The organism is Herminiimonas sp. CN (assembly GCF_000622895.1).
In the GTDB taxonomy this organism is placed as follows: Bacteria; Pseudomonadota; Gammaproteobacteria; order Burkholderiales; family Burkholderiaceae_D; genus AVCC01.
The window spans coordinates 1-24,673 of record NZ_AVCC01000048.1 but is presented as its reverse complement, the minus strand read 5'-3'; the positions used below and the strand labels follow the sequence as shown (position 1 = coordinate 24,673).

The window sequence follows — 24,673 nt, the reverse complement described above, 5'->3', positions numbered from 1 at the left end:
CGGTCGTCTTTTTTAGTTTATAATAGGAGTATACGTAAAAAACGCAATCTGCAGCATGTGATTATTGCGGTGTTGCATGTTACACGCCGGTGTATATTGCGCGGCTCCGAGCTGTTCAAACGATCCGGCCGGACCGGCGGTTCATGCATTGGTGCGGCGGAATCCACCGCAAAATCGGGTGACACATGTATTCATGTTGACAACGGTCCGCGTGCTTCTATTGCGCAGCAGAGAATGCCCGGACCGTGTAGAAATGCATTGTCAGGGCTAAAGTAAACAGCGGCATCCGCACCTCAGGTTCCGCGACTTGGTATCTTTTTGGGGATATTAAACACCTTGGCCCAACGGTTAAAAAAAGTATTGTCGGGTTTTGCGCTTGTGTTGACCGCGGGCACCTGCTTGCAGGCAGAAATTTCGTCCGTGTCAATCAGGCAGTTAATGAATTTTTCGGCCAGATCAAGGTCGGCGAATTCATAAATTCCGGCATCGGTCTCAACGACCTTTCCAATAATAAAGACGCACACAGAATTCTCCCTTTATTAATGTTTTAATTTGTTAATTAATTATCTGGGGAAATAATGATGCGTTATTTGACAGCAATCAACCAAGCTCCGTTAACATCCTCTGAGTCATAACAGCTTCCGTGTCAATCCGGCATCAGCGCCAGCACACTTGCGCATTTAGTCGATGACCTTTACCACCGTGCGGCCCTTGGCGCGCCCGTGCAGAAAATCGTCGAATGCGGACGGCAGCGCGTCCAGTCCGATCGTTCGGGTGATCTGGTGGAGATGGCGCGGCTTGAGATCGGACGCCAGTCGATCCCACACCCGCTGGCGCGTAGGAAAGCCCATGTACCCGGAGTCCACGCCCAGCAGGCTAACGCCGCGCAGGATGAACGGGAACACCGTGGTGTCCAGCTTGATGCTCGCTGCGTTGCCGATGCTGGCGACCGTGCCCGCCTGCTTCATTGTTGCCAGCACCCAATGCAGGATCGGTCCGCCGACGTTGTCGACTGCACCCGCCCACTGCCCCGCCTCCAGCGGCCGCACCTTCTCGTGATCGATGGTGGACGTGAGCTTGACGTCCGACGCTCCGAGTCCGCGCAGGTATTCCTGCTCCGTTGCCTTGCCGGTGAGCGCGACCACCTCGTAACCGAGCCGTGCCAGCATGTCGATGGCCAGTGCGCCGACGCCGCCGGTCGCACCCGTGACGATAACCGGTCCGTTGGCCGGCGCGAGTCCGTTGTCCTCCATCCGGACGATGCCCAGCGCCGCGGTGAAGCCGGCCGTGCCGAGGGCCATTGCTTCGAACAGGGTCAGTCCGGCAGGCAGCGGTACAACCCACTTCGCTGGTATGCGCGCGAATTGCGCGTAACCGCCATGGTGTGACACGCCAATGTCAAAACTCGTGGCGATCACTTTATCCCCAGGGCGAAACCGCGCGTCGGTGCTCCCAACCACTTCACCCGACATGTCAATGCCACCGATGCAAGGGAACCGGCGAATGACCTTGCCGGCCCCGGTTGCCGCAAGGGCATCCTTGTAGTTGATGCTCGAGTAGTGCACGCGGATCGTGATTTCGCCTGGGTCGAGCTGCTCTGCCGTAAGCTGGGTGAGCTCGCCGCAAACGGTGTCGCCCGCCTTGTCGATGAGAAAGGCGGTGAAAGGCGATTGAATCATTGGATGCTCCTATCTGTGACCGGTCAACTAGGTGAAAAAAGTATCACGCTTTTCGAGTCAGCGGAAGGACGGCATCGAAATACGTGCCGGCGAAGTGCCGACCGCGGCGGCCCGCGCTGCTTGTCTATCCTCAGACAGTCCGGTCGCGTTCCTTTTCCCAGATCACGTCGCTGCCGCCGGCAAAGCGGTTCAGCACCCGCGACAGTACGAACAGCAGGTCGGACAGGCGGTTCATGTATTGGCGCGGCGCGTCGTTGAGCGGCTCGGTCTTGCCCAGCGTGACGATGCCGCGCTCGGCGCGGCGGCAGACGGTGCGGCAGACGTGCGCCAGCGCGGCGGCACGCGAGCCGCCGGGCAGGATGAAGTCGCGCAGCGGGGTCAGGTCGGCGTTGTATTTCGCCAGCAGCTGGTCGAGCCGGGCGACTTGTGCTTCGGTGATCATCGTGTAACCGGGGATGCAGAGTTCGCCGCCGAGGTCGAACAAGTCATGCTGGATCGACAGCAATTCCTCGCGCAAGGCGTCCGGCAGCGCTTCGCACAGCAACACGCCGAGTTGCGAGTTGAGTTCGTCCACATCGCCTATCACGCCAATGCGCAGGCTGTCCTTGCCGATGCGGCTGCCGTCGCCCAGCCCGGTGCTGCCGCCGTCGCCGGTACGGGTTGCTATCTTGGAAAGTCGGTTGCCCATGATGTCGATTTCAGTTGATGGAGAAGGATTCCAAGAATACACAATTTCGTGCCTTCCGGTGCCGGGCTTAATGCTTCAAATATGCAGGGGCGGCGCTGCGGAGTAAAATCAGGGTTATTCAATGGAGAGCGAAATGCATCGAACGGCTCCGTTGCCGGCAGCTTTTGTGTCGGCGCGCGTTTTTCGCCGGTGCAGGCGGAGTGCGCATCATGGCCGCGACCCATCGTCATGCCCCGATGCGGCAGAGGCATAGTAACGATCCAGCATGCGCTGGCCCCCCAAACATCATGAGTCCTGGAAAAATCATTACATGGCAACCCGCGCACTAACCCGACTTCCACCGGTGCATGCATTGTCGGCCTTTGAGGCCGCCGCGCGGCATAATTCGTTTGCGGTCGCCGCCGAGGAATTGTGCATTACGCCGTCGGCGCTGTCGCATCGCATCCGGCTGCTGGAAGACTACACCGGCGAGCGCCTGTTCAACCGCGACGGCCGCACTGTGAGCCTGTCCGAATTCGGCCGCCGCTATCTGGATGTGGTGCGCTCGGCACTGCGCACCCTGACCGACTTCCCGCTGCCGCGCAAGACGCCCATTTCCCAGCCCAGAGTCAAGATCACGGTGCCGCCGACCTTTACCCGCTGCTTTCTGATCCCGCATCTGGCCGATTTCACGCGTCAGCATCCGGGAATCATTCTGGAAGCATTTCTGTCGGTGCCGCTGTACGACCTGTTCTTGTCCGAAACCGATCTGGAGGTGCGTTTCGGCACCGGCGAGTATCAGAACCAGGTAGCGGAAAAACTGTTTGATGAGCCGGTGTTCGCGGTTGCCAGCCCGCGCTATCTGGAACAGATCGGCGGCCTCGCCGAACCGGCCGACCTGAAGCGGGCGACCCTGCTGCGTTCGCCGCTGGAGCCGTGGCAACCCTGGTTCGAAGCGGCCGGGCTGGATTGGCCGGAGCCGACCACCGGCTTTCGGGTCGATGACCTGGGCTTGCTGCTGGAGGCGGCCCGGCACGGCAACGGCGTGGCGCTCACGCGCAAGCATTTCGCCCAGAAGGCGATCGCGGCCGGCGAAGTGGTGCAGATTTTCGACGTCTGCCTGGACTCCCCGCCACACGCGTATTACCTGGTCTATGAGCAACAGGTGCTGGAGCGCCCTGAAGTGGCGACTTTCATAAGCTGGTTGATGGCCAATCTCAAGAATCTCAAATAATGATACTTGGATGTGTATGCTTATAAATGATGCTTTTTTCGCATATATTCATGGCAGTATGAATTAATACTCACGGTATTGCTTTCAATAAAGCAGGGCTGGCGCACGCTGTGCAGTGTGCCTGAACGAATAGCGCGGGTTGCACCCGCACTATTTTTGCGTGCGCCAGGCGAAACTGGGCGTGAAAATATTTCACGCCCGGAAAAAACGTTTTTTGGCACAATCGCACCTGCAATGCATTTCTGTATTCCATCATAAAAAGTAAATGATGGTTTGCGTATCGCTGTTATTCCAATCAAAAAATAGCGGCTAAGGTGTCTACACGTATCCCCTGTACCAGGAATCGCCCATGAATGCGCCAACAGAATCGACCTTTACGCCGGAACGGCAACGTGAGGTGGTAGCCGCCTTGCGCGCGCTGCTGCCGGCCGACTGCATACTCTTTAACGAGGAAGATACCCGGCCCTACGAATGCGACGGGCTGGCAGCGTATCGCCGCCTGCCGATGGTGGTGCTGCTGCCGCAAAACGAGGCGCAGGTGGTGGCGATCATGCAAACCTGCCGCGCCTTAGAGGTGCCGATCGTGCCGCGCGGCGCCGGCACCGGACTGTCCGGCGGCGCGATGCCGATCGCCGACGGCGTGGTGCTGTCGCTGGTCAAGCTCAACCGCATCGTCGCGCTCGACCCGGCGGCGCGCACCGCGGTGGTGCAGCCGGGGGTGCGCAACCTGGCGATCTCGGATGCCGCCGCGCAGCATGGCTTGTATTACGCGCCCGATCCGTCGTCGCAGATCGCCTGCACCATCGGCGGCAACGTGGCCGAAAATTCCGGCGGCGTGCACTGCCTGAAGTACGGCCTGACCGTACACAACGTGATGCGGGTGCGGGCGGTGACCATCGACGGCGACATCGTCGAATTCGGCGGCGGCGCGCTGGATGCGTCCGGGCTGGATTTGCTGGCGGTCTTCATCGGCTCGGAAGGGATGCTCGGCGTGGTCACCGAAGTGACGGTGAAACTGATCCCGAAGCCGCACACCGCGCGCGTGATCATGGCGTCGTTCGACGATGTGGTGCGCTGCGGCAACGCAGTCGCCAGCGTGATCGCCGCCGGCGTGATCCCGGCCGGACTGGAAATGATGGACCAGACATCGACCCGCATGGTGGAGCCGTTCGTCCAGGCCGGTTACGACATCGACGCTGCGGCGATTCTGTTGTGTGAGTCGGACGGCACCATCGAAGAGGTGGAGGAAGACATCGCGCGCATGAGCGCGGTGCTGCGGGAGTGCGGCGCCACTGCCATCACGGTGTCGCAAAACGAGGCCGAACGGCAGAAGTTCTGGTCCGGCCGCAAGAATGCGTTTCCGGCCGCCGGCCGCATTTCGCCCGACTACTATTGCATGGACGGCACCATCCCGCGCAAGCACCTGGCCCGGGTCCTGCTCGGCATCGCGCAGATGGAAATCAAGTACGGCTTGCGCTGCGCCAATGTGTTCCATGCCGGCGACGGCAACCTGCATCCGCTGATCTTGTTCGATGCCAACCGGGAAGGCGAATTCGACCGCGCCGAACGGTTCGGCGAAGAAATCCTGGCGCTGTGCGTCGAAGTCGGCGGCACCATTACCGGCGAGCATGGGGTCGGCATCGAGAAGATCGGCTCGATGTGCGTGCAGTTTTCCGCGCTCGAAATCGCCGCCTTCATCGCCGTCAAGCGCGCCTTCGATCCGGCCCTCCTGCTCAATCCCGACAAGGCGATTCCGACCCTGCAGCGCTGCGCCGAATTCGGCAAGATGCGGGTTTCCGGCGGCCAGATGAAGTTTGCGGATTTGCCGCGTTTTTAACCAATCGATTGGGCCGATGATGGAACACGTGTTGCAGCATTTCATACAGCAGGTGCAGGACGCCGCCTCCGGCAAGACCGCGCTGCGGATTCGCGGCGGCGGCAGCAAGGATTGGTACGGTCAGGCAGTGGCCGGCGCAGTGCTCGATACCCGTGCCTATTCCGGCATCCTCGGGTACGACCCGACCGAACTGGTGATCACCGCGCGCTGCGGCACGCCTCTGGCGGAAATCGAGGCGGCGCTGGCGGCCGAGAACCAGATGCTGGCGTTCGAGCCGCCGCACTTCGGCCCCGGCGCCACCATCGGCGGCGTGTTCGCCAGCGGCCTGTCCGGTCCGCGTCGTGCGGCGGCCGGCGCAGTGCGCGACTTTGCGCTGGGTGCGGTGCTGCTGGACGGCCGCGGCGAAGTCTTGCGTTTCGGCGGCCAGGTGATGAAGAACGTGGCCGGCTACGATGTCTCGCGGCTGCTGGCCGGATCGATGGGAACGCTGGGCCTGATTCTACAAGTGTCGCTCAAGGTGTTGCCGCAGCCATTCGCCGAAACCACCCTGCGCTTCGGGCTGGATCAGGCGCAGGCGATTGCCCGGCTCAATGCCTGGGCCGGTCAGCCGCTGCCGATTTCCGCCAGCGCCTGGCATGACGGCGTGCTGACGCTGCGCCTGTCGGGCGCACGGGCGGCGGTGTCGGCGGCGCAGCACAAGCTGGGCGGCGAGCCGGTGGCGGACAAGGATGCCGAGCGTTTCTGGAACGCCTTGCGCGAACAGAGCGCGGATTTTTTTGCCGATACCGATTCCGGTGTCGACCAAAAACAAGCGGCCTTGTGGCGCCTGTCGGTGCCGGGCGTGAGTCCGCCGCTGCTGGAGGACTACGGTCAATTGATCGAGTGGGGCGGCGCCCAGCGCTGGCTCAAGACCGATGCCAGCGCAAGCACGGCAGCGACGGTGCGCGCGGCGGCGGTCCGGGCCGGCGGCCACGCGACGCTGTTCCGGGGCGGCGACAAGGCGCTCGGCGTGTTCCAGCCGCTGGCGCCGGCGATCGACCAGATACATCGCAACCTGAAAAGTGCGTTCGACCCGGACGCGATCTTCAATCCGGGCCGGATGTTCGGGCATCTGTAACAGCAGTGACTTGACGGACCATCATGCAAACCAATCTCGCTGACTTCATTAAAAACACGCGCGAAGGCCAGGAAGCCGATGCGATTTTGCGCAAGTGCGTCCATTGCGGTTTCTGCACCGCGACCTGTCCGACCTACCAGTTGCTGGGCGACGAGCTGGACGGGCCGCGCGGCCGCATCTATCTGATGAAGCAGGTGCTGGAAGGCAAGCAGGTCAGCGCCAAGACGCAGTCGCACCTGGACCGTTGCCTGACCTGCCGCAATTGCGAAACCACCTGCCCGTCGGGGGTGCAATACGGCCGCCTGGTCGACATCGGGCGCAAGATCGTCGACGACCAGGTGCCGCGTCCCTTGTCGCAACGCTTGCTGCGCACCGCGCTGAAAGAACTGTTGCCGCGCCGCTGGTTATTTACACCGGCGATGAAGACCGGCCAGCTGTTGCGGCCGCTGCTGCCGCAGGCGCTGCAAAACAAGGTGCCGCTGGCGCACCCGGCCGGGCGCTGGCCTACTGCTGTGCATGCGCGCAAGATGATGCTGCTCGACGGTTGCGTGCAACCGGCGATGTCGCCCAACATCAACGCCGCCGCCGCCCGTGTGTTCGACGCGCTCGGGGTGCAGCTGGTGGTGGCGCCAAAGGCCGGCTGCTGCGGCGCGATCCGCTACCACCTGAACGACCAGGCCGGCGGCCTGGACGACATGCGGCGCAACATCGACGCCTGGTGGCCGCTGGTAGAGGCCGGCGTGGAAGCGATCGTGATGACGGCTTCCGGCTGCGGCGTGACGGTCAAGGACTACGGCCATTTGCTGGCGGCCGATCCCGCCTACGCTGCGAAGGCGCAGCGGATTTCGGCCCTGACCCGGGACCTCAGCGAAATCCTGCCCGAGTTCGAGGCCGAGCTGCTGCAGAAACTGAGCGGCAAGATCAATAAGCGGGTCGCCTATCATCCGCCCTGCACGCTGCAGCACGGCCAGCAGATCCGCGGCAAGGTCGAAGGCGTGCTGCGCGCGGCCGGCGTCGATGTCCGGCTGTGCGCCGACAGCCACCTGTGTTGCGGCTCGGCCGGCACCTATTCGGTGCTGCAGCCGGCGCTGTCGTACCAATTGCGCGACAACAAGCTCGCCAATCTGCAGGCCACCGCGCCGGAGTTGATCGTGTCGGCCAATATCGGCTGCATCACGCACCTGCAGTCGGGCACCGCGACTCCGGTGCGGCACTGGATCGAACTGATCGATAGCGCATTGCGCAACTGAACCGATACGGGAGCATTAGCATGATCAATACCTTTGCTACCCTGCTGATTTTTCAAACCATAGGAGAGGGGCTGGCCTATGCATTGGCGCTGCCGGTGCCGGGGCCGGTGATCGGCATGGTGCTGCTGTTCGTGTATCTGTTGCTGAAAGACGATGCGATTGAAAAGCTGGCACCGACCTCGCTGGCGCTGCTGCGCCACCTGTCGTTGCTGTTCGTGCCGGCCGGCGTGGGCATCATGGTGCATTTTCAGCGGGTCGCAACCGAGTGGCTGCCGATTGCCGCGGCGCTGCTGGCGTCCACCGTGGTGTCGATCGTGGTTACGGCCGCAGTGGTCAAGGGTTTGCAGAAATGACACCGAAACTGGGAGAAATCTGGGTTTATCTGGCGGCGTCGCCGCTGCTGTGGCTGACCGCGACCCTGCTGGCCTATCAGCTTGCGTTTGCGATTTATGCCCGCGCCGGATTCAGTCCGCTGGCCAATCCGGTAGCGATCGCGGTGGCATTGATCGTGCTGGTGCTGACTTTGACTGGCACCTCTTACAAAACCTATTTTGACGGTGCCCAGTTCGTGCATTTCCTGCTGGGGCCGGTGACGGTGGCGCTGGCGATTCCGCTCTATCAGCAGATGGCGAAACTCAGGCGCGACTGGCTTGCCTTGCTGGTAGGGGCGATAGTCGGCTCGGCGGCGGCCATCGCCACTGCAATGGGCGTTGCCAAATTGCTGGGCGCGTCGCCGGCAACCATTCTTTCGATTGCGCCGAAATCGGTGACGATGGCGATCGCCATGGGAATTGCGGAAAAAATCGGCGGCCTGCCGTCGCTCACCGCCGTGCTGGTGATGGTAACCGGCGTGCTTGGCGCCGTCATGGCGCGCAGCATCCTGAACCTGATGAAGATCACCGACGCCAGCACCTGCGGCTTCGCGCTCGGCGTCACCGCGCACGGCATCGGCACCGCAAGGGCGTTCCAGGTCAGCGAGCAAATGGGCGCTTTTGCCGGGCTCGCAATGGGGCTATCTGGGCTGTTGACCGCGCTGTTTTTGCCGCTGGCGCTGAAGTTGCTGGGGTTCTTGTAGGCTGGCTTGCCCGGCTGTCAGACAATCCCCATGTGCTCGGTGCCCGCATGCAGGTCGCGGCCTTTGGCATCCTTGCTTTCGAGCTTGATCGCCAGCCGCAGATCGTTGACCGAATCGGCAAAGCGCAACGCATTTTCGTATGAAATCGTGCCCGCCTCGTACAGGTCGAACAGCGCCTGATCGAAGGTCTTCATGCCGGCTTCGTTCGAGCGTTTCATCACTTCCTTGATTTCCTGCACATGACCCTTGAAAATATGCTCGGCGATCAGCGGCGAATTGAGCATGATTTCTACTGCGATGCAGCGCCCCTTGGTATCGCGCAGCGGTATCAGCCGCTGCGAGACAATCGCTTTCAGGTTCAGCGACAGATCCATCAATAACTGGTGGCGGCGCTCTTCCGGGAAAAAGTTGATGATCCGGTCGAGCGCCTGGTTGGCATTGTTCGCATGCAGGGTGGCCAGGCACAGATGGCCGGTCTCGGCGAAGGCGATGGCGAAATCCATCGTTTCGCGGTCGCGGATTTCGCCGATCTGGATCACGTTCGGCGCCTGGCGCAGCGCGTTTTTCAGCGCCACGCCCCAGCTTTCGGTGTCGAGGCCGACATCGCGCTGGGTGACGATGCAATTCTTGTGCGGATGGACGTATTCGACCGGGTCCTCGATGGTGATGATATGGCCGTAGCTGTTTTCGTTGCGATGCCCGATCATTGCTGCCAGGCTGGTGGATTTGCCCGATCCGGTGCCGCCAACCAGAATCACCAGGCCGCGCTGGGCCATCGCGACTTCCTTCAGGCTTGCCGGCAAGCCCAGTTCTTCAAATTTCGGAATCTTGGACGTGATGGTGCGCAACACCATGCCGACATGGCCTTGCTGCACGAAGGCCGAAACCCGGAAGCGGCCGAGGTTGCCAGGACTGATGGCAAAATTGCATTCCTTGGTGGCTTCGAACGATGCGGCCTGCTTGTCGCTCATGATGGCGTGCGCCAGCTCGACCGTGTGAGCAGCGGTGAGTGCTTGATTTGAAGCCGGCAGAATCTTGCCGTCGATCTTGAATGCCGGTGGAAAATCGGCAGTGATGAACAAGTCGGAGCCGTTCTTGCTGACCATTAAGCGCAGCAGTTCGTGCATGAATTTGGTGGCTTGTTCGCGTTCCATGGCGTTACCTTTAACATGAAAGTCGCATGGCGACTCACTTCGCTCCCCTCACCCGCATGCGGGAGAGGGGTTGGGGGAGAGGGGCGGCCATGCGTTTTGATGGTATTTCGTCATGGCCGCTAGCGGGTTATCTCAGGATTATCCGGGAAAGTTTTCCGGGGATTTTGCCGCTGCGCGGGCGGTCCCGAGGGAGATTGCGTTGCGCCGCACCAGTTCGGTCAGGTTGTGGTCCAGCGTCTGCATGCCGATATTGTTGCCGGTCTGGATCGCCGAATACATTTGCGCTACCTTGCCTTCGCGGATCAGGTTGCGGATCGCCGGCGTGCCGAGCATGATTTCATGCGCGGCGACCCGGCCGGCGCCGTCCTTGGTTTTCAGCAGCGTTTGCGAAATCACCGCCTGCAGCGATTCCGACAGCATCGAGCGCACCATTTCTTTTTCTTCCGCCGGGAACACGTCGACGATCCGGTCGATGGTCTTGGCCGCCGACGAGGTGTGCAGCGTACCGAACACCAGATGGCCGGTTTCGGCTGCGGTCAGGGCCAGCCGGATGGTTTCCAGGTCGCGCAACTCGCCGACCAGAATCACGTCCGGATCTTCGCGCAACGCCGAGCGCAGCGCATTGCTGAACGAGTGCGTATGGGTGTTGACTTCGCGCTGGTTGATCAGGCATTTCTTCGAGTCGTGTACGAATTCGATCGGGTCTTCGACCGTCAGGATGTGCGCGTACTCGTGTTCGTTGACATGGTTGACCATGGCCGCCAGCGTGGTCGATTTGCCGGAGCCGGTCGGCCCGGTCACCAGCACCAGTCCGCGCGCTTTCATGGCCAGTTCGGTGAATATCTTTGGCGCATTGAGTTGTTCCAGCGACAGCACTTTGGAGGGGATCGTGCGCAGCACCGCAGCCGCGCCGCGCCCCTGATTGAAGACATTGACCCGGAACCGGGCCAGGCCCGGTATCTCGAACGAAAAATCGCATTCGAGATGGTCTTCGTAGCTTTTGCGCTGGCCATCGTTCATGATGTCGTACAGCATGTTGTGTACTTCGGAGTGCTCCATTGCCGGCAGATTGATCCGCCGCACATCGCCATGCACGCGGATCATCGGCGGCATCCCGGCTGAAAGATGCAAGTCGGATGCATTGTTCTTGACCGAGAATGCAAGCAGTTCGGAAATGTCCATTTATAATCCCTTGATTCCTTGGCTTGCAATAATGAGTGAGTGTTGCAACGGTCAACCCGGCAGTTTCTACCGAGCATCGCTTACAGAAAATTGATTATGTCCAGAATCCCCCAAAACTTGCAAGCCGTTCACGCTGCCATTGCGCAAGCGGCGCAGGCTGCGTCGCGCCATCCCGACAGCATCCAGTTACTGGCGGTGTCGAAGACCTTTGGCGCGGACGCAGTGCTGGAAGCGATCCATGCAGGACAGGCGGCGTTCGGCGAGAACTATCTGCAGGAAGCGCTCGACAAGATGGCCGCGGTGGCTGCCGCCTTGCTGCCGGAGCGGTTGCCGTCGCCCGAATGGCATTTCATCGGTCCGATCCAGAGCAACAAGACCCGGCCGATCGCCGAGCATTTCGACTGGGTGCATACGGTGGAGCGCGAAAAGATCGCCAGCCGCCTGTCCGGGCAGCGCCCGCAGCAACTGGCGCCGCTGAACATCTGCCTGCAGGTCAACATCAGCGGCGAGGCCAGCAAAAGCGGCGTCGCGCCGGCAGACGTCGCGGCATTGGCGCAAGCGGTGGCGGCCATGCCGCGCCTGCGCCTGCGCGGCCTGATGGCAATTCCGGAGCCGACGGCCGATTTTGAGCTGCAGCGGCAGTCGTTTCGCCGCTTGCGGCAATTGTTTGAAAGCCTGAACGCACAGGGCTGCACGCTCGATACGCTGTCGATGGGGATGTCGGCCGACATGGCAGCAGCCGTCGCCGAGGGCGCCACCATCGTGCGCGTCGGGTCGGCAATTTTTGGTCAACGAAACTATGAGAAATAACATGAAAATCAGCTTTATCGGCGGCGGCAACATGGCTACCGCCTTAATCAGCGGCCTGGCCGGCAAGTTTACTGCTGCAGCCGACATCCATGTGGTCGATCCGAATCCCGCCAGTCTGGAAAAACTGGTGCAGCAGTTCGGCGTCACCACTTGTGGACAGATCGACGCCAGGGTGGCGCACTCGGACGTGATCGTGCTGGCAGTCAAGCCGCAGCAGATGCGGGAAGTGGCGCTGCATCTGCTGCCCCAGGTCTCGACCCAACTGGTGTTGACGATTGCCGCCGGCATCCGGGCCCCGGATTTGTCGCGCTGGCTGGGCGGCCATGCGGCGATCGTGCGCTGCATGCCGAATACGCCGGCCCTGATCGGTCAGGGCATTACCGGCATGGTCGCGCTGCCGGGCGTATCGCCGGCGCAGCGCGCTGCCGCCAACAGCATCATGCAGGCGGTCGGCAGCACTGTCTGGCTGGAGGACGAGGCGCAGATCGACGCCGTCACCGCAGTGTCTGGCAGCGGTCCGGCCTATGTGTTTTATTTCATCGAGGCGGTGCAGCAGGCCGCGCAGGAACTGGGTTTGAGCGCCGTGCAAGGACAGCAGCTGGCGCTTGCCACCTTTACCGGTGCTGCGCAATTGGCTGCGCAATCGACTGAGCCGGTGGCCGTATTGCGCGAGCGCGTTACCTCAAAAGGCGGCACCACCTATGCAGCGCTGACCAGCATGGAAGCCAGCGGCGTCAAGGACCGCATCGTCGCGGCAGTGAAGGCGGCAGCCGTCCGGGGCCGCGAGCTGGGCGAGGAAATGGGGCGCGATTAAACCGGATGCGCGGGAATTAAGCGCCGGTTTTGTTCCGGTAGCGCAGCACGCGTTCGTGCAGCAAGGGTGCGACGGTGCGCAATGCCTGCCACGCCAGCAGGCTGGTGCGGGCCAGCACCAGCAGGCGACGCGGCTTGATGATGGCCACTCCGAGCAGCAAGCCGGCCATTGCGAGCGGGTTGCTCCTGACCTGTTGCAGCAGCACCCAACCCTGATCCAGGGTTGAGATCGCGTGCGCGATCGGCTGGCTTTGCAGCGACAGTGCATCGCGCTGCGTGGTGCTGCGGGCGATCAATGCGGCCCGGCGGCTGGCCAGCCGTTCCAGCGCGGAGGAATTCATGGCGTGGCCCTGTCGCTGCGCTGGTCTGGATTGAGGCATTCGATATCCTTGCCCAGTTCCGACAGTGTGTCGGACAGCATTTTGGGTTTGTTGCGATAGCGGCTGCGTACGCCCAAGCCGATCAGGATGCTGCTCAAGCCGAAGGTGGCAATCAGCGCGACCAGTACCGTAATCCGGTGCGTATCCCAGAAGATCACGACGATCAGCAGTGCGCCCAGCAAGACCGTCATGCCGAGGCAGAACAGCGCGATCAGCGTAAACAGCAGATAGGAGAAGAAGCGCAGGGCTTCTTCTTCCAGTTCGACCGTGGCCAGTTCCAGCCGCGTTTGCAGCAGGCCGATCAGCGTCCCGGTCAGCCGGGACACCGATTCAACAATTGCCACTTATTTGCGGCCGATCAGCAAGCCGACGATCAGTCCGACGCAGGCGCCCAGGCCGACCGATTTCCACGGGTGATCCTTGACGTATTCGTCGGTGGTGTGCATCGCATCCTTGGCTCTTTCGACGATGGTTTCTTCCAGATGAACCAGTTCGGTCTTTGCGTTACGCAGCGTCGATTCAAATTTTGCCCGGGCGTTCTTGAATCCTTCGCCGGTCTGCTGCTCGGTGTTTTTCATCATTTCTTCAGCATCCTTGATGACGCTTTTCAGCTCGCCCATTATCCTGTCGCGACCTTCAGTACTGATTTCATTGATATTCATGAGGCACCTTGTCAAAGTTGAGTGGATCCGAAACGATTCTACTGAAGGTCTGCCGGCTTGTCTTGTCCCATATCAAAACGGGTTGGCGGAAACGGCCTTCCGGGTATTTTATCTGCCGCTGTCAGTATAGGCGGAATCGGGTGTCAAGGGCCGGCGTCAGGGATTGTCAGGGATTAAAGCAGCGCATAATCGAGCGCCACGCCGGCAAACATCAGCGCGCCCATCCAGTTGTTGTGACGGAAGGCGGCGAAGCAGCGCATCCGGTCGCGCTCCCGGATCAGCGTGTAGTGATAGGCCGCGCAGCCGGCCGCGCCGAGCAGGCCGGCGATGAACCAGCCGCGCAGGCCGGCTTGCCAGCCGACCGCCAGAAAGATGAGCAGGGTTGCTGCGTAGCACAGCATCACTGCAGCCACGTCGAAGCGGCCGAAGGTGATGGCCGAGGTCCGGATGCCGATCTTCAGGTCGTCGTCGCGGTCCACCATCGCGTATTCGGTGTCGTAGGCGACCGCCCAGAACACGTTGGCCAGCAGCAGCCACCATGCGGCGGCCGGCACCGTCGCCTGCACCGCGGCGAATCCCATCGGAATGCCGAAGCCGAAGGCGATGCCCAGGTAGGCTTGCGGGATCGCGAAAAAACGCTTGAAGTACGGGTAGCTGGCGGCGATCAGCAGTGCCGCCACCGACAATTGCTTGGTCAGCGGATTCAGCGGCAGGATCAGCGCGAAGGAAACCAGCGCCAGCGCTGCGGCCACCAGCAGCGCTTCCCATGCCTTGATCTTGCCGGCAGTCAGCGGCCGCTCGACCGTGCGCTTGACGTGGCGGTCGAAATCGCGGTCCGCATAGTCGTTGATCGCGCAGCCGGCCGAGCGCATCAGCGCGGTTCCCAGCGTGAAAATCAGCAGCAGCTTCCAGTCCGGATGGCCGTCGCTGGCCAGCCAGAGCGCAATCAGGGTCGGCCACAGCAATAGCAGGATGCCGATCGGCTTGTCGAGCCGGACCAGACGGAAATACAGGGGCAGACGTGCGGTGAGAGTAGTCATGTTTAGGTTCAATGCAAAGAAAAGTTGTGCAGCAGCGGCGCTATTTTATTGCTGCAGCGCCGCTTCGTCGATCATCGCCACCCCCGGCAGGCTGCAGCGCAGCACCGCCTGCCGTACCGCTTCGATCGCGGGGCTGCGGGTGAAACTTTTGCGCCAGGCGATCACCACCCGGCGCGATGGTTCCGGCGCCGCGAACGGGATGAAGCGCAGCATGCCGTTGTTGGCATCCATGTATGGCACTGAGGCCCTCGGCAGCACGGTAATGCCGATGCCGGAAGCCACCATGTGGCGGATGGTTTCCAGCGACGAACCTTCGAAGGTGCGGGCGATGCCGCCGCCGGAACTTGAATAGCGCGACATCTCCGGGCAGACTTCCAGCACCTGATCGCGGAAGCAGTGGCCGTTGCCCAGCAGTAGCATGGTTTCGGACTTCAGTTCTTCTGCCGTGATGCTGCTGCGCCCGGCCCAGCGGTGGTGTTTCGGCAGCGCCACCACGAACGGTTCGTCGTACAGCGGCTGCACCATCAGGCCGTGGTCCGGAACCGGCAGCGCCATGATGGCGGCGTCCAGTTCGCCCTGGCGCAGCAGTTCGATCAGCCGCACCGTGAAATTTTCTTGCAGCACCAGCGGCATTTGCGGCACCTGTTCGATCATGGTGCCGACCAGTTGCGGCAGCAGATACGGCGCGATGGTGTAGATCACGCCGAGGCGTAACGGGCCGCTCAGCGGGTCCTTGTTCTGCTTGGCGATTTCCTTGATGGCGGCGGTTTGTTCCAGCACCAGTTCGGCCTGCGTGACGATTTGCCCGCCCAGCGGCGTGACCGAGATTTCAGCACCGCCGCGCTCGAAAATCACCACACCCAGTTCATCTTCGAGTTTCTTGATGGCGACCGAAAGGGTCGGCTGCGCGACGAAACAGGCTTCCGCCGCATGGCCGAAGTGCTTTTCGCGGGCAACGGCGACGATGTATTTGAGTTCTGTCAGTGTCATGCCGATATCTTCGCACAGTCCGCCGGCGGGCGCCGGCACCCTCCATACTGATTCTTATTGATGCAGCACGATGAAGTCAAGACTTCATCGTGCCGCATCATTAGTAAGGCCGGCATAGCCGGGCAGCATCGCCGGCCGCGATCCGGCCTTCGTCGGTCGGCACCACCCATATTTCGGCCCGGCTGCCTGGCGCATGGATCGGCAGCATCTGGCTGCCGGTTGCAGCCCGATTGCGCCCGGCGTCGATCGCCACACCCAAGTGTTGCAGGCGTTCGCAGCTGGCCTGGCGCAATGCCGCATCATGCTCGCCGATGCCGCCGGTGAAGGCGAGCAGATCCAGGCCGCACAGACAAGCGGCGAGCGCGCCGCATTCCTTGACCAGCCGGTGGGTAAACAGCGCGATAGCCAGCGCGGCGTCCGGCTGGTCGCTGGCGCGCAAGGCGCGCATGTCGGCCGAGATGCCGGAGACGCCGCACAAGCCCGATTCGCGGTACAGCGTGCGCTCGATGCGTTCCAGGTCCCAACCTTGCCGCATCAGGTAGAGCAGCACGCCGGGGTCGAGCGTGCCGCTGCGGGTGCCCATCATCAGGCCGTCGAGGGTCGAGAAACCCATGCTGGTGGCGATGCTTTTGCCATCCAGCATGGCGCAGGCGCTGGCGCCGTTGCCCAAATGGGCGAGCAGGGCTTTGCCGCCGGCGTGTGCGCTGCGTTCGGTCAGGCGGCCGGCGACGTAGCGGTACGACAAGCCGTGGAAGCCGTAACGCCGGATGCCGGCCGCGCGCAACGCCTGCGGCAATGCGAACAGTTGCTCCACGACCGGAATGGTGGCGTGGAATCCGGTGTCGAAACAGCCGACCTGCGGCAGCGCCGGGTAGGCGCGCCGGAACGCCGCGACCCCGGCCAGATTGTGTGGCTGGTGCAGCGGCGCCAGCGTCGCCAGGCTGGCCAGGTAGTCGAGCGCGGCGGCGTCGAGCACGATCGAGGCGGCGTAACGCTCGCCGCCGTGCACGATGCGGTGGGCGATGGCGGCCAGCGTGGTGCTGCCGGCGTATTCGTCCAGCGCCGCCTGCAAGGCGGCCAGTGCCTGGTCGAAGCCGTCGCCGGCGGCCGGCGGCAGCAGCCGCTGCGTTTCCCCGCTGCCGTCGCGCACGCAGATGCGCGGCGTGCCGCCCGGCTGCAGCCCTTCGACGATGCCGGTAAGGGATGCGGCATCGACCGCGTGGTCATGCTGCGGATACAGCGCGAATTTCAGCGATGAAGAACCGGCATTGACTGCCAGGATTGCGTTGTGAGCGGTTTTCATGGGCGCTCCAGTCGGTAGCGGTGCGCCAGCAGCAGCGCCAGCGCGGCCGACGCCGCCCGCGAGCCGGCATCGTCGGCGCGGCTGGTCAGCGCGATCGGCAGCGTCGCGCCCAGCACCACGCCGCAGGTGTCGGCGCCGGCCAGGTATTCGAGCTGCTTGGCCAGCATGTTGCCGGATTCGAGGTCGGGCACGATCAGGATGTCGGCATGGCCGGCGACCTCGGATGTGATGCCCTTGATGCGGGCCGAGGCGCTCGAGATCGCGTTGTCGAAAGCCAGCGGGCCGTCCAGCAGCGCGCCGGTGATCTGGCCGCGGTCGGCCATCTTGCACAGCGCGGCGGCGTCGATGGTGGAGGCGATTTTCGGCGTCACGGTTTCGAGCGCCGACAGGATCGCCACCTTCGGCTGCGCGATGCCGAGCGCGTGCGCCAGATCGATCGCGTTTTGCACGATGTCGGCTTTTTCCAGCAGGGTCGGCTGGATATTCAATGCGGCGTCCGAGATCAGCAGCACCTTGTCGTACATCGGCACCTCGAAACGGAACACATGCGACAGCTGCCGCTTGGTGCGCAGCGCCGGCGTGGCGACGATGGCCTGCATCATCTCGTCGGTGTGCAGGCTGCCCTTCATCAGGATTTCGACCGTGCCGGCAGCGGCCATGGCGGCCGCGCGCTCGGCGGCGGCGTGGCTGTGCGGCACATCGACGATCTCGATGCCGTCCAGCGCCAGGCCGGCGCCGGCGGCAACCGCCTGCAGCTTGGCAACCGGGCCGATCAGCACCGGGACGATCAATCCCTGCCGGGCGGCGTCCAGCGCGCCCTTCAGCGATTCGGCGTCGCACGGATGCACCACCGCGCAGCGCACCGCCGCCAGGCTCCGCACGCGGTCGAACAGCGCGTCGAAGCGGGGCTGCGGATGAAGCGGGTGCAACTGCGGGATCCAGGCCCGCGGCTGCCTGAGCTTTTCGGTCGGGGCGATCACGGTGGCGACGCCGGACAGTACCAGCGCGCCGGTCTGGTTCTTGATCCGGCAGTCGAGCCGGACCTGTTTTTGCCGGTCGTCTTTCGCGATCACGGTGGCGGTGACGCGCAGCGTGTCGCCAAGCCGCACCGGTTTCAGAAAGCGCAACGTTTGTTCCAGATAAATCGTGCCGGGGCCGGGCAAGCGGGTGCCGAGCAGCCTGGAAATCAGCGCCGCGCCCCACATCCCGTGCGCGCTGACGCCATGCGACAGGGTCGGGTCGGCGTCATCGTCATCGGCATCGCCCGAAGCTGCGGCAAAAGCGGCGATCTCTTCCTTGCTCAGGAGGTGCGTCTGGCGCGCGGTTTGGCCGATCGCGATTTCGTCGTAAGTGACGTTCTCGATGGTGTCTGGCGCGTTCTCGGGAGTGTTTTCGGTCATCTGCATCTCGTCGAGGTTGGTCGTGGTTTGCGCATCAGGGCAGTGCCTGCCGGAGAGAGCGACGCGTGTTTGAGCGTTAATCGATATATAAGGGGTATGTGCAAATATACCGCTGTTTTCGCAATTTCATACGTGGACTTAAAAAATACAATGGTTAGTATATAGCTCCGCTCAGAGCGCTTGCGGCGGTGGCCATTTCAGCCCGCATTTCCCGTAAGCACTGCCTCCTCAACGGCGCTTGCGTGCCGATTCGCCGCTGCCTGAACCGACTCCCAGTCCCGCGCGTAGCCGGTGTTTCCTGGAGTGCGGCAAGTCAGGCATTCTGTCCGACAGGATGCGCGCACACAGCCTGTTTCTGCCGGGATTGGGCCGGTTTGGCAGGAGTATGTTCGATAAACCGAACGATCCCATAGGAATACTGTGGCATGCGGAATACATGGCGATGTATTCCGCATGCGGCGGGGCGCTACGGCTGCCGGCCCTTCAAGTGCGTGATCGCGTAGCCTTTCTCCCCGATCTGCGCCAGGGCATCGGCCAGCTCGAGGTCGAACAGCGGGCCGGTATCTTCTTCCAGGTCGATATTGCGTTCATCGGCCTGCCAATCGGTGTTGGTGGCTTCCGCCGGCAGCGGCTTGCCCTGCGGCACCGCCAGGTATGAAGTCAGGTTCGGGCTTTCGATCCGTTTGTATATATCCACCTTCATGTTTGCTCCTATCGACCTTGTTGGCAGGAAATTTTCGACCTTGCTATAGCGGCAAAATGCGTGCGGATCGATCCGCACGCACATGCCGCGTGCCGGATTCTCCTCTTGCAAGCTGCCACCGCTTCGCAGGGCGAGCAGTATGCCCGGATTACAAGCGGGCCGGGTCCATGATGGGGCCAAACCGGCCGTAACTGCAACTTAAGCGTAATCTGGCGCGCCGGTCGCCCATCAACTGGCGCAATTCATCGACGCTCAGGCCAGTAGCTTCCTGCATCCAGATCAGCATCGACGCCCCGAGCGGAACGGCCCCGGATCGGATCCGGCGCATCACATTCACATGCACCTTGAGTTTCCGGGCCAGCGTGGCATCGCTTTCCCACTGCATTTTCTGCAAAACGGCGTCCAGCAAGCGGTTCTGGTCGTACATGACACGTTCAGTTTCCGTGTATTCCAGTTGCATTTTTTTATTTCGGCAATCCTTGATGCGCGATATTCCTGCAGGAGCGCCGCAAGTCCGTTATCGTCAGCAGTGTTGCAACGTCGGGAAATGGCGTCGGCGCACCTGTCGGAATACCTTCAAGCTGCTATCAGCATCGGGCAAAAAAACCGCAGCAATATTAAGCGGCATCAAGCGTCGAGCGGCGCGCATTTGATCCGGCGCCATGCTCTGCGCAATAAACCCGGAACAGGCGCCGCACGCCGGTTGCCGGCTATACTTGCCATATGAAAATCATGCGGCTGAACACTTTTTTCTTCTGCCTGACGCTGCTGCTGGCGGGCTGCGGCGCGCTGCAGCGCCCGGAGCGCCCGGCGGCCAGCGACAAAGGCAACGAGGTCGCGATCTATGCGCTGGGCCTGATCGATACCGGCTACCGTTTCGGCGGCAAGAATCCGCAGGCCGGGCTCGATTGCAGCGGCATGGTGTCGTACGTCTATCGCCAGGCCGCCGGTTTGAACGTCAGCGGCAGCGCGGCTGATATAGCACGGCGCGGGCGGGAAATCGAGCGCTCCGGCGTGCGTCCGGGCGACCTGATATTCTTCAATACCCTGAACCGGCCGTTTTCGCACGTTGGCATCTACATCGGCGACGGCCGCTTTGTCCATGCGCCATCGACCAACGGCAAAGTACGCATCGACCGGCTCGACAACCGCTACTACGCGCAACGCTTCGAGATGGCGCGCAATTATTTCGATTAACGGGAAGCCGGTAGCGGCGCCGCAGCGCTGCCGGGCTCTGGTGTATGCTTCGTCCCACCTGCCCGGGGTGCGCGCTGTCTGCGCCCGTTTTTGTTGCATGCGCTCCCGGCACATCCGATTTTCCAGAAAAAACCCGATAGGTTCGACCGTGGCGAAAAAAAAAATCCTGCCGCGCACGCTGGATCTGCTGCGTGCGCGCGTGCCGCAATGGCGTAACGCTGGCATGCTCCGGTATGCGCGTTTGCGTGCTTATCTGCTGCGCCAGCCGCCGCTGCGCCGCGGCGTGCTGCTGCTGGGACTGGCCGGCGCGGCGCTTTTCGCGCTGCTGTTGCTGTACGTGCTGGTGCTGATCCCGACCACGCCCGGCATCAAGGATCTGCAGCAGGCGCGCACCGCGCAGGCGAGCACGATCCTGTCAGCCGACGGCGTGGAGCTGGCCAACTTCAGCCAGCGCCAGCAGGAACGCATCCGGCTGGCGCAGGTTTCCCCTTTTGTTATCCAGGCTTTGATCGCGACCGAGGACCGGCGCTTTTACCAGCATCACGGGATCGATTTCCGGCGCACCGCCGGTGCGATCCTGCATACGGTGGGCGGCGATGCCCAAGGCGGTTCGACCATTACCCAGCAATTGGCGCGCAATCTGTTCCCGGAGGAAATCGGCCGTTCGCGCAGCGTCAGCCGCAAGCTCAAGGAGGCAGTTACCGCCTTCAAGATCGAGCGCGCCTACAGCAAGGACCAGATCCTCGAAACCTATCTGAACACGGTGCCGTTCCTGTACAACGCGTTCGGCATCGAAATGGCGGCGCGCACCTATTTCGACAAGTCGGCGGCGCAACTGAATGTGCTGGAAAGCGCAACCCTGGTCGGCATGCTGAAAGGCACCCAATACTACAATCCGGTGCTCAACCCGGAGCGTGCGCTGGAGCGGCGCAACGTGGTGCTGGCACAAATGCACAAGCAGGGAAACCTGCGCGATGCGCAATACCAGTCGCTGCTGAAAAAACCGTTGCGGGTGCGTTTCCACCGCCAGTACGAACAATCCGACACTGCCGAAACCCATTTCACCGCCCATGTGCGCAAGTGGCTGATCGAGTGGGCCGATCAGAACGATTACGACCTGCAGCTCGACGGCCTGATCGTCCATACCACGCTCGATGCCGGCCTGCAGCAGGCAGCGCTGCGCGCCGTCGAACGGCAGGCGAATGCGCTGCAAAACATCGCCGATGTCGAATGGGCGCACAGCGGGGCGAGCGTGATGTCGACCTCGACTGCAGCGTATGCCGGCATGCGCCAGCGGGTCGAGCCGTTCCGTTATTTCTGGGACACTCATGGCGCGCTGCAAGACAGCCTGATCCGGGAATCGGCCGAATACAAAAAGGCGCTGGAAGCCGGCGCCAGTGCTGCCGATGCTTTCAAAAAACTGCAGGCGGACCGCAGTTTCATCGCCCGGCTGCGCGCCGCCAAGACGCGGCTGGAAGCCGGCTTCGTGGCGCTTGACCCGAATAGCGGCGAAGTGCGGGCCTGGGTCGGCAGCCGCGACTTCGAGCGTGACCAGTTCGACCATGTCGCGCAGGCCGAGCGCCAGCCCGGCTCGACCTTCAAGCCGATCGTCTACGGCGCCGCGCTGGAAAAAGGCTTGCGCCCGGATCGCCCATATCGGGACAGCGTGATCGATATCCGCGCCGCCGACGGCAGTGTCTGGCGGCCGACCGACATGTCGGGTTCCAGCGGCAAAACCATGACGCTGCGCCAGGGCCTGATTTATTCGAAAAACACCATCACCGCCCAGGTCATGCAGGATGTCGGCCTGCCCGCCATCGTCAAGCTGGCGCGCGCGGTCGGCATCAAGCAGAGCAAGCTGGCGCAAGTGCCGTCGCTGGCGCTGGGCACCAGCCCGGTGACCTTGCTGGAAATGGTCTCGGCCTATTCGACCATTGCGGCCCAGGGCGAATACCGCCAGCCGGTCTTTATCAAAAGCATCAGCGACCGCAACGGCAAGGTGTTGGCTAGCTTCGATACAAAGAGCCAGCGCGCGATGTCAAGCGCATCGGCGGTGGAACTGATCGACATGATGCGCGGCGTGGTCAACCAGGGCACCGGGCAGGCGGTCAAGTCGCGCTTCGGCATCGCCGCCGACATCGCCGGCAAGACCGGCACCACGCAAAACAATACCGACGGCTGGTTCATACTGATGCACCCGAACCTGGTGGCCGGCGCCTGGGTCGGTTTCAACGACGCCCGCGTCACCATGCGCAGCAATTACTGGGGGCAGGGCGGCCACAATGCGGTGCTGGTGGTGGGCGACTTCTTCCGCAGCGCATTGAACGCGCGGAAAATTGACGCCAGGGCGCTTTTCCCCGGCGGCAGATTGCCGCCGGCCGCCGCGCCGGCAGCAGCGGAGCCAGCGCCCGAGGATTGGGCCGATCAATTGCGCGCGTTGCAACCAGAGCAAGGACCGGCGTTGATGCCGCAGTCCGGGCCGGATGCGCGCATGGAGACGGACAGCGCCGGTCGGCCTTTCATCGATGTGCCGACTCCACCGGCGGCTGTCGAGCCGCTGCCGGAAACCCTGCCGGCGTCGCAGTGAATCGCCATGGTGAATTAAAAATAGTGGGGTATGCTGAAAAATGTGCAGCTATCACATATTTTAATTGCGCTAGTTAAAGATACATAACCCAGTAATAAATGAGCGCAGAGCATCCATGAAAACCCCGAAAAGACTCGAGCCGTTGCTACAGGAGGGCCTGATCGATGCCGTCATGCGGCAGCTGATGAGCGGCAAGGAAGCCACCGTGTACGTGGTGCGCTGCGGCGAAGAGATCCGCTGCGCGAAAGTCTACAAGGACGCCAGCCAGCGCAGCTTCAAGCAGGCCGCCGTCTATCAGGAAGGGCGCAAGGTCAAGAACAGCCGGCAGGCGCGCGCGATGGAAAAGGGCAGCCGCTATGGCCGCAAGATGCAGGAAGAAGTCTGGCAAAACGCCGAAGTCGATGCGCTGTACCGGCTCGCCGCCGCCGGCGTCAAGGTGCCCAAGCCGTACATCTGCTTCGAGGGCGTGCTGCTGATGGACCTGGTGACCGATGCTAACGGCAATGCGGCGCCGCGCCTGAACGATGTCGAGATGACCGAAGCGATGGCGCTGCAATACCATGCGCTGCTGCTGCAGCAGGTGGTGCTGATGCTGTGCGCCGGCGTGATCCACGGCGACCTGTCCGAATACAACATCCTGGTCGATGCCGACGGCCCGGTCATCATCGACCTGCCGCAGGCGGTCGATGCGGCCGGCAACACCAACGCCGGCGCCATGCTGGAGCGCGACGTCGACAATCTGCGCAGCTACTTCGGCCAGTTCGCCCCGGCCCTGAACGCCACCCACTACGGCAAGGAAATCTGGGCGCTGTACCAGGCCGGCCTGCTGACACCCGAGTTGCCGCTGACCGGCTATTTCAAGCAGGACACCCGCAAGGTCGATGTCGGTGCGGTGCTGCACGAGATCGAGGATGCGCGGCTGGAGGAAGAGGCGCGCATCCGCTACCGGCAGGAAATGGCCGGCTAGCGGCCGGGCAGCTCCGGTTTTTTTAAGGACCGAACCGCTTCGCGCAGGGCGGCTTCAAGCGCAATACAGGATTTTCAGCATGTTCCCGTTCTACCTGAAAGGCCTCGGCGCCGGCCTGATCATCGCCATCGGCTAGCCGGATTTTCATCAAGGTGTAACTGTGTGTTCAGGGTGTAAGCACTTGTAATAAGCGTCAACCCAATTCTTTTGCCCGACGTTTATAGCGCATGCCCTCAGGAATCGCCTGAGCTTACTTTGAAAACCTACAGGATCAAAAATGAATAAATTACTCGCTACTCTGGTCGCCGGCTTGTTCGCCACCTCTGTTTTCGCTCAAGCTCCGGCCGCGCCAGTCGCACCGACTGCCAAGACCATGAAAGCGGCAGCAAAAGAAACCAAGGCCGTCGTCAAAGCCGATGCCAAGGAAGCCAAAACCGACGCCAAGGCGGATGCAAAAGCAGGCGCAGCCAAAGCCGAAGCCAAAGTGGACGCAAAAGAAGCGACTGCCAAAGCCGATGCAAAAGTAAGCGACGCCAAGGCCGACGCCAAGGCCAGCAAAGCCAAGGCGCACCGCAAGGCCACCAAGGCCAAAGCCAAGGCGCACGCTACAAAAAAAGACTGAGGTA

General features: G+C 62.2%; 28 protein-coding genes. 12 read left to right on the top strand and 16 right to left on the bottom strand.

Features of this window, described 5'->3' with window-relative positions; all coding sequences use genetic code 11:
• Window positions 1-293: 293 nt before the first annotated feature.
• The 4 genes from HMCN_RS0111255 to HMCN_RS19300 all read right to left on the bottom strand — a co-directional run bounded on the left by HMCN_RS0111255 (window position 294) and on the right by HMCN_RS19300 (window position 2,618).
• The gene (locus HMCN_RS0111255; protein WP_025917488.1) at window positions 294-524 is read right to left on the bottom strand and encodes a hypothetical protein; all 231 of its coding nucleotides are present in this window, start codon (window positions 522-524) and stop codon (window positions 294-296) included.
• A 156-nt stretch (window positions 525-680) separates the two neighbouring features.
• The gene (locus tag HMCN_RS0111250) at window positions 681-1,679 is read right to left on the bottom strand and encodes an oxidoreductase (RefSeq protein WP_035626757.1); all 999 of its coding nucleotides are present in this window, start codon (window positions 1,677-1,679) and stop codon (window positions 681-683) included.
• 130 nt (window positions 1,680-1,809) lie between these two features.
• On the bottom strand, window positions 1,810-2,367 hold the full coding sequence (locus HMCN_RS0111245) for a cob(I)yrinic acid a,c-diamide adenosyltransferase (RefSeq protein ID WP_025917486.1): 558 nt from the start codon (window positions 2,365-2,367) through the stop codon (window positions 1,810-1,812).
• Window positions 2,343-2,618 (bottom strand): hypothetical protein, encoded by a 276-nt coding sequence (locus tag HMCN_RS19300; protein ID WP_155837542.1) that lies wholly within the window; start codon window positions 2,616-2,618, stop codon window positions 2,343-2,345. Before HMCN_RS19300 ends, HMCN_RS0111245 begins: the two co-directional genes overlap by 25 nt.
• Before the next feature lie 59 nt (window positions 2,619-2,677).
• On the opposite strand from HMCN_RS19300, the gene HMCN_RS0111240 reads away from it, so the two are divergent.
• Window positions 2,678-3,580, top strand: a complete 903-nt coding sequence (locus HMCN_RS0111240) for a LysR substrate-binding domain-containing protein (RefSeq protein ID WP_035626754.1) — start codon at window positions 2,678-2,680, stop codon at window positions 3,578-3,580.
• A gap of 20 nt (window positions 3,581-3,600) precedes the next feature.
• On the opposite strand, the gene HMCN_RS19295 is transcribed toward HMCN_RS0111240, so the two are convergent.
• Window positions 3,601-3,879: a hypothetical protein gene (locus tag HMCN_RS19295; protein ID WP_155837541.1), complete on the bottom strand. Its 279-nt coding sequence runs from the start codon at window positions 3,877-3,879 to the stop codon at window positions 3,601-3,603.
• Window positions 3,880-3,929: 50 nt separating this feature from the next.
• Here HMCN_RS19295 and HMCN_RS0111235 point away from each other — a divergent pair, with 50 nt between their 5' ends.
• The 5 genes from HMCN_RS0111235 to HMCN_RS0111215 are packed head-to-tail and all read left to right on the top strand — an operon-like array spanning window position 3,930 to window position 8,859.
• A complete protein-coding gene (locus HMCN_RS0111235) occupies window positions 3,930-5,417 on the top strand; it encodes an FAD-linked oxidase C-terminal domain-containing protein (protein WP_025917484.1) in 1,488 nt (495 codons plus the stop codon).
• Window positions 5,418-5,436: 19 nt separating this feature from the next.
• A complete protein-coding gene (gene glcE / locus HMCN_RS0111230) occupies window positions 5,437-6,534 on the top strand; it encodes a glycolate oxidase subunit GlcE (RefSeq protein WP_025917483.1) in 1,098 nt (365 codons plus the stop codon).
• Window positions 6,535-6,557: 23 nt separating this feature from the next.
• A complete protein-coding gene (glcF, locus tag HMCN_RS0111225; protein WP_025917482.1) occupies window positions 6,558-7,784 on the top strand; it encodes a glycolate oxidase subunit GlcF in 1,227 nt (408 codons plus the stop codon).
• Between the two features lie 20 nt (window positions 7,785-7,804).
• Window positions 7,805-8,137: a CidA/LrgA family protein gene (locus HMCN_RS0111220; protein ID WP_025917481.1), complete on the top strand. Its 333-nt coding sequence runs from the start codon at window positions 7,805-7,807 to the stop codon at window positions 8,135-8,137.
• Window positions 8,134-8,859, top strand: a complete 726-nt coding sequence (locus HMCN_RS0111215; protein WP_025917480.1) for an LrgB family protein — start codon at window positions 8,134-8,136, stop codon at window positions 8,857-8,859. The genes HMCN_RS0111220 and HMCN_RS0111215 overlap by 4 nt, the downstream gene beginning before the upstream one ends.
• A 17-nt stretch (window positions 8,860-8,876) precedes the next feature.
• Here HMCN_RS0111215 and HMCN_RS0111210 read toward each other — a convergent pair whose 3' ends face one another.
• Window positions 8,877-10,013, bottom strand: coding sequence for a PilT/PilU family type 4a pilus ATPase (locus tag HMCN_RS0111210; protein WP_025917479.1), 1,137 nt, complete (start codon window positions 10,011-10,013; stop codon window positions 8,877-8,879).
• 138 nt (window positions 10,014-10,151) lie between these two features.
• Entirely contained in the window at window positions 10,152-11,195 is a 1,044-nt protein-coding gene (locus HMCN_RS0111205) for a type IV pilus twitching motility protein PilT (RefSeq protein WP_025917478.1), read from the bottom strand.
• A 96-nt stretch (window positions 11,196-11,291) separates the two neighbouring features.
• Between HMCN_RS0111205 and HMCN_RS0111200 the strand changes: the two genes are divergently transcribed.
• Both HMCN_RS0111200 and proC read left to right on the top strand, forming a co-directional pair.
• A complete protein-coding gene (locus HMCN_RS0111200; protein ID WP_025917477.1) occupies window positions 11,292-12,005 on the top strand; it encodes a YggS family pyridoxal phosphate-dependent enzyme in 714 nt (237 codons plus the stop codon).
• 1 nt (window position 12,006) lies between these two features.
• Window positions 12,007-12,819 (top strand): pyrroline-5-carboxylate reductase, encoded by an 813-nt coding sequence (gene proC / locus HMCN_RS0111195; protein ID WP_238552111.1) that lies wholly within the window; start codon window positions 12,007-12,009, stop codon window positions 12,817-12,819.
• Window positions 12,820-12,835: 16 nt separating this feature from the next.
• Here the strand turns inward: proC and HMCN_RS0111190 are convergent, their stop codons facing one another.
• The 9 genes from HMCN_RS0111190 to HMCN_RS0111150 all read right to left on the bottom strand — a co-directional run bounded on the left by HMCN_RS0111190 (window position 12,836) and on the right by HMCN_RS0111150 (window position 19,756).
• Entirely contained in the window at window positions 12,836-13,159 is a 324-nt protein-coding gene (locus tag HMCN_RS0111190; protein ID WP_025917475.1) for a YqjK family protein, read from the bottom strand.
• Window positions 13,156-13,542: a phage holin family protein gene (locus HMCN_RS0111185; RefSeq protein ID WP_025917474.1), complete on the bottom strand. Its 387-nt coding sequence runs from the start codon at window positions 13,540-13,542 to the stop codon at window positions 13,156-13,158. The genes HMCN_RS0111190 and HMCN_RS0111185 overlap by 4 nt, the downstream gene beginning before the upstream one ends.
• Window positions 13,543-13,860, bottom strand: a complete 318-nt coding sequence (locus tag HMCN_RS0111180) for a YqjD family protein (RefSeq protein WP_035626750.1) — start codon at window positions 13,858-13,860, stop codon at window positions 13,543-13,545.
• 173 nt (window positions 13,861-14,033) lie between these two features.
• Window positions 14,034-14,900: a 4-hydroxybenzoate octaprenyltransferase gene (gene ubiA / locus HMCN_RS0111175; RefSeq protein WP_025917472.1), complete on the bottom strand. Its 867-nt coding sequence runs from the start codon at window positions 14,898-14,900 to the stop codon at window positions 14,034-14,036.
• 45 nt (window positions 14,901-14,945) lie between these two features.
• Window positions 14,946-15,890 (bottom strand): hydrogen peroxide-inducible genes activator, encoded by a 945-nt coding sequence (locus tag HMCN_RS0111170; protein ID WP_025917471.1) that lies wholly within the window; start codon window positions 15,888-15,890, stop codon window positions 14,946-14,948.
• Window positions 15,891-15,990: 100 nt separating this feature from the next.
• Entirely contained in the window at window positions 15,991-17,193 is a 1,203-nt protein-coding gene (locus HMCN_RS0111165) for an acetate/propionate family kinase (protein ID WP_025917470.1), read from the bottom strand.
• Window positions 17,190-18,593, bottom strand: a complete 1,404-nt coding sequence (locus HMCN_RS0111160) for a bifunctional enoyl-CoA hydratase/phosphate acetyltransferase (RefSeq protein ID WP_035626763.1) — start codon at window positions 18,591-18,593, stop codon at window positions 17,190-17,192. The genes HMCN_RS0111165 and HMCN_RS0111160 overlap by 4 nt, the downstream gene beginning before the upstream one ends.
• 466 nt (window positions 18,594-19,059) lie before the next feature.
• Window positions 19,060-19,296, bottom strand: a complete 237-nt coding sequence (locus HMCN_RS0111155; protein WP_025917468.1) for a DUF6139 family protein — start codon at window positions 19,294-19,296, stop codon at window positions 19,060-19,062.
• 148 nt (window positions 19,297-19,444) lie between these two features.
• The gene (locus tag HMCN_RS0111150) at window positions 19,445-19,756 is read right to left on the bottom strand and encodes a hypothetical protein (RefSeq protein ID WP_025917467.1); all 312 of its coding nucleotides are present in this window, start codon (window positions 19,754-19,756) and stop codon (window positions 19,445-19,447) included.
• Between the two features lie 272 nt (window positions 19,757-20,028).
• Between HMCN_RS0111150 and HMCN_RS0111140 the strand changes: the two genes are divergently transcribed.
• The 4 genes from HMCN_RS0111140 (at window position 20,029) to HMCN_RS0111120 (ending at window position 24,669) form a co-directional block, all read left to right on the top strand.
• A complete protein-coding gene (locus HMCN_RS0111140) occupies window positions 20,029-20,493 on the top strand; it encodes a C40 family peptidase (protein WP_025917465.1) in 465 nt (154 codons plus the stop codon).
• 148 nt (window positions 20,494-20,641) lie between these two features.
• Window positions 20,642-23,080, top strand: coding sequence for a transglycosylase domain-containing protein (locus tag HMCN_RS0111135; protein ID WP_025917464.1), 2,439 nt, complete (start codon window positions 20,642-20,644; stop codon window positions 23,078-23,080).
• Between the two features lie 115 nt (window positions 23,081-23,195).
• On the top strand, window positions 23,196-24,047 hold the full coding sequence (locus HMCN_RS0111130; protein ID WP_025917463.1) for a PA4780 family RIO1-like protein kinase: 852 nt from the start codon (window positions 23,196-23,198) through the stop codon (window positions 24,045-24,047).
• A 277-nt stretch (window positions 24,048-24,324) separates the two neighbouring features.
• A complete protein-coding gene (locus HMCN_RS0111120; RefSeq protein WP_025917462.1) occupies window positions 24,325-24,669 on the top strand; it encodes a hypothetical protein in 345 nt (114 codons plus the stop codon).
• Window positions 24,670-24,673: the final 4 nt, after the last annotated feature.

Coding starts and splice junctions, on each gene's coding strand:
- HMCN_RS0111250 (WP_035626757.1), bottom strand. CDS start 1,679: ATGATTCAATCGCCTTTCACCGCCTTTCTCATCGACAAGGCGGGCGAC.
- HMCN_RS0111245 (WP_025917486.1), bottom strand. CDS start 2,367: ATGGGCAACCGACTTTCCAAGATAGCAACCCGTACCGGCGACGGCGGC.
- HMCN_RS19300 (WP_155837542.1), bottom strand. CDS start 2,618: ATGCCTCTGCCGCATCGGGGCATGACGATGGGTCGCGGCCATGATGCG.
- HMCN_RS0111240 (WP_035626754.1), top strand. CDS start 2,678: ATGGCAACCCGCGCACTAACCCGACTTCCACCGGTGCATGCATTGTCG.
- HMCN_RS0111235 (WP_025917484.1), top strand. CDS start 3,930: ATGAATGCGCCAACAGAATCGACCTTTACGCCGGAACGGCAACGTGAG.
- glcE (WP_025917483.1), top strand. CDS start 5,437: ATGGAACACGTGTTGCAGCATTTCATACAGCAGGTGCAGGACGCCGCC.
- glcF (WP_025917482.1), top strand. CDS start 6,558: ATGCAAACCAATCTCGCTGACTTCATTAAAAACACGCGCGAAGGCCAG.
- HMCN_RS0111220 (WP_025917481.1), top strand. CDS start 7,805: ATGATCAATACCTTTGCTACCCTGCTGATTTTTCAAACCATAGGAGAG.
- HMCN_RS0111215 (WP_025917480.1), top strand. CDS start 8,134: ATGACACCGAAACTGGGAGAAATCTGGGTTTATCTGGCGGCGTCGCCG.
- HMCN_RS0111210 (WP_025917479.1), bottom strand. CDS start 10,013: ATGGAACGCGAACAAGCCACCAAATTCATGCACGAACTGCTGCGCTTA.
- HMCN_RS0111205 (WP_025917478.1), bottom strand. CDS start 11,195: ATGGACATTTCCGAACTGCTTGCATTCTCGGTCAAGAACAATGCATCC.
- HMCN_RS0111200 (WP_025917477.1), top strand. CDS start 11,292: ATGTCCAGAATCCCCCAAAACTTGCAAGCCGTTCACGCTGCCATTGCG.
- proC (WP_238552111.1), top strand. CDS start 12,007: ATGAAAATCAGCTTTATCGGCGGCGGCAACATGGCTACCGCCTTAATC.
- HMCN_RS0111190 (WP_025917475.1), bottom strand. CDS start 13,159: ATGAATTCCTCCGCGCTGGAACGGCTGGCCAGCCGCCGGGCCGCATTG.
- HMCN_RS0111180 (WP_035626750.1), bottom strand. CDS start 13,860: ATGAATATCAATGAAATCAGTACTGAAGGTCGCGACAGGATAATGGGC.
- ubiA (WP_025917472.1), bottom strand. CDS start 14,900: ATGACTACTCTCACCGCACGTCTGCCCCTGTATTTCCGTCTGGTCCGG.
- HMCN_RS0111170 (WP_025917471.1), bottom strand. CDS start 15,890: ATGACACTGACAGAACTCAAATACATCGTCGCCGTTGCCCGCGAAAAG.
- HMCN_RS0111165 (WP_025917470.1), bottom strand. CDS start 17,193: ATGAAAACCGCTCACAACGCAATCCTGGCAGTCAATGCCGGTTCTTCA.
- HMCN_RS0111160 (WP_035626763.1), bottom strand. CDS start 18,593: ATGACCGAAAACACTCCCGAGAACGCGCCAGACACCATCGAGAACGTC.
- HMCN_RS0111155 (WP_025917468.1), bottom strand. CDS start 19,296: ATGAAGGTGGATATATACAAACGGATCGAAAGCCCGAACCTGACTTCA.
- HMCN_RS0111150 (WP_025917467.1), bottom strand. CDS start 19,756: ATGCAACTGGAATACACGGAAACTGAACGTGTCATGTACGACCAGAAC.
- HMCN_RS0111140 (WP_025917465.1), top strand. CDS start 20,029: ATGCGGCTGAACACTTTTTTCTTCTGCCTGACGCTGCTGCTGGCGGGC.
- HMCN_RS0111130 (WP_025917463.1), top strand. CDS start 23,196: ATGAAAACCCCGAAAAGACTCGAGCCGTTGCTACAGGAGGGCCTGATC.
- HMCN_RS0111120 (WP_025917462.1), top strand. CDS start 24,325: ATGAATAAATTACTCGCTACTCTGGTCGCCGGCTTGTTCGCCACCTCT.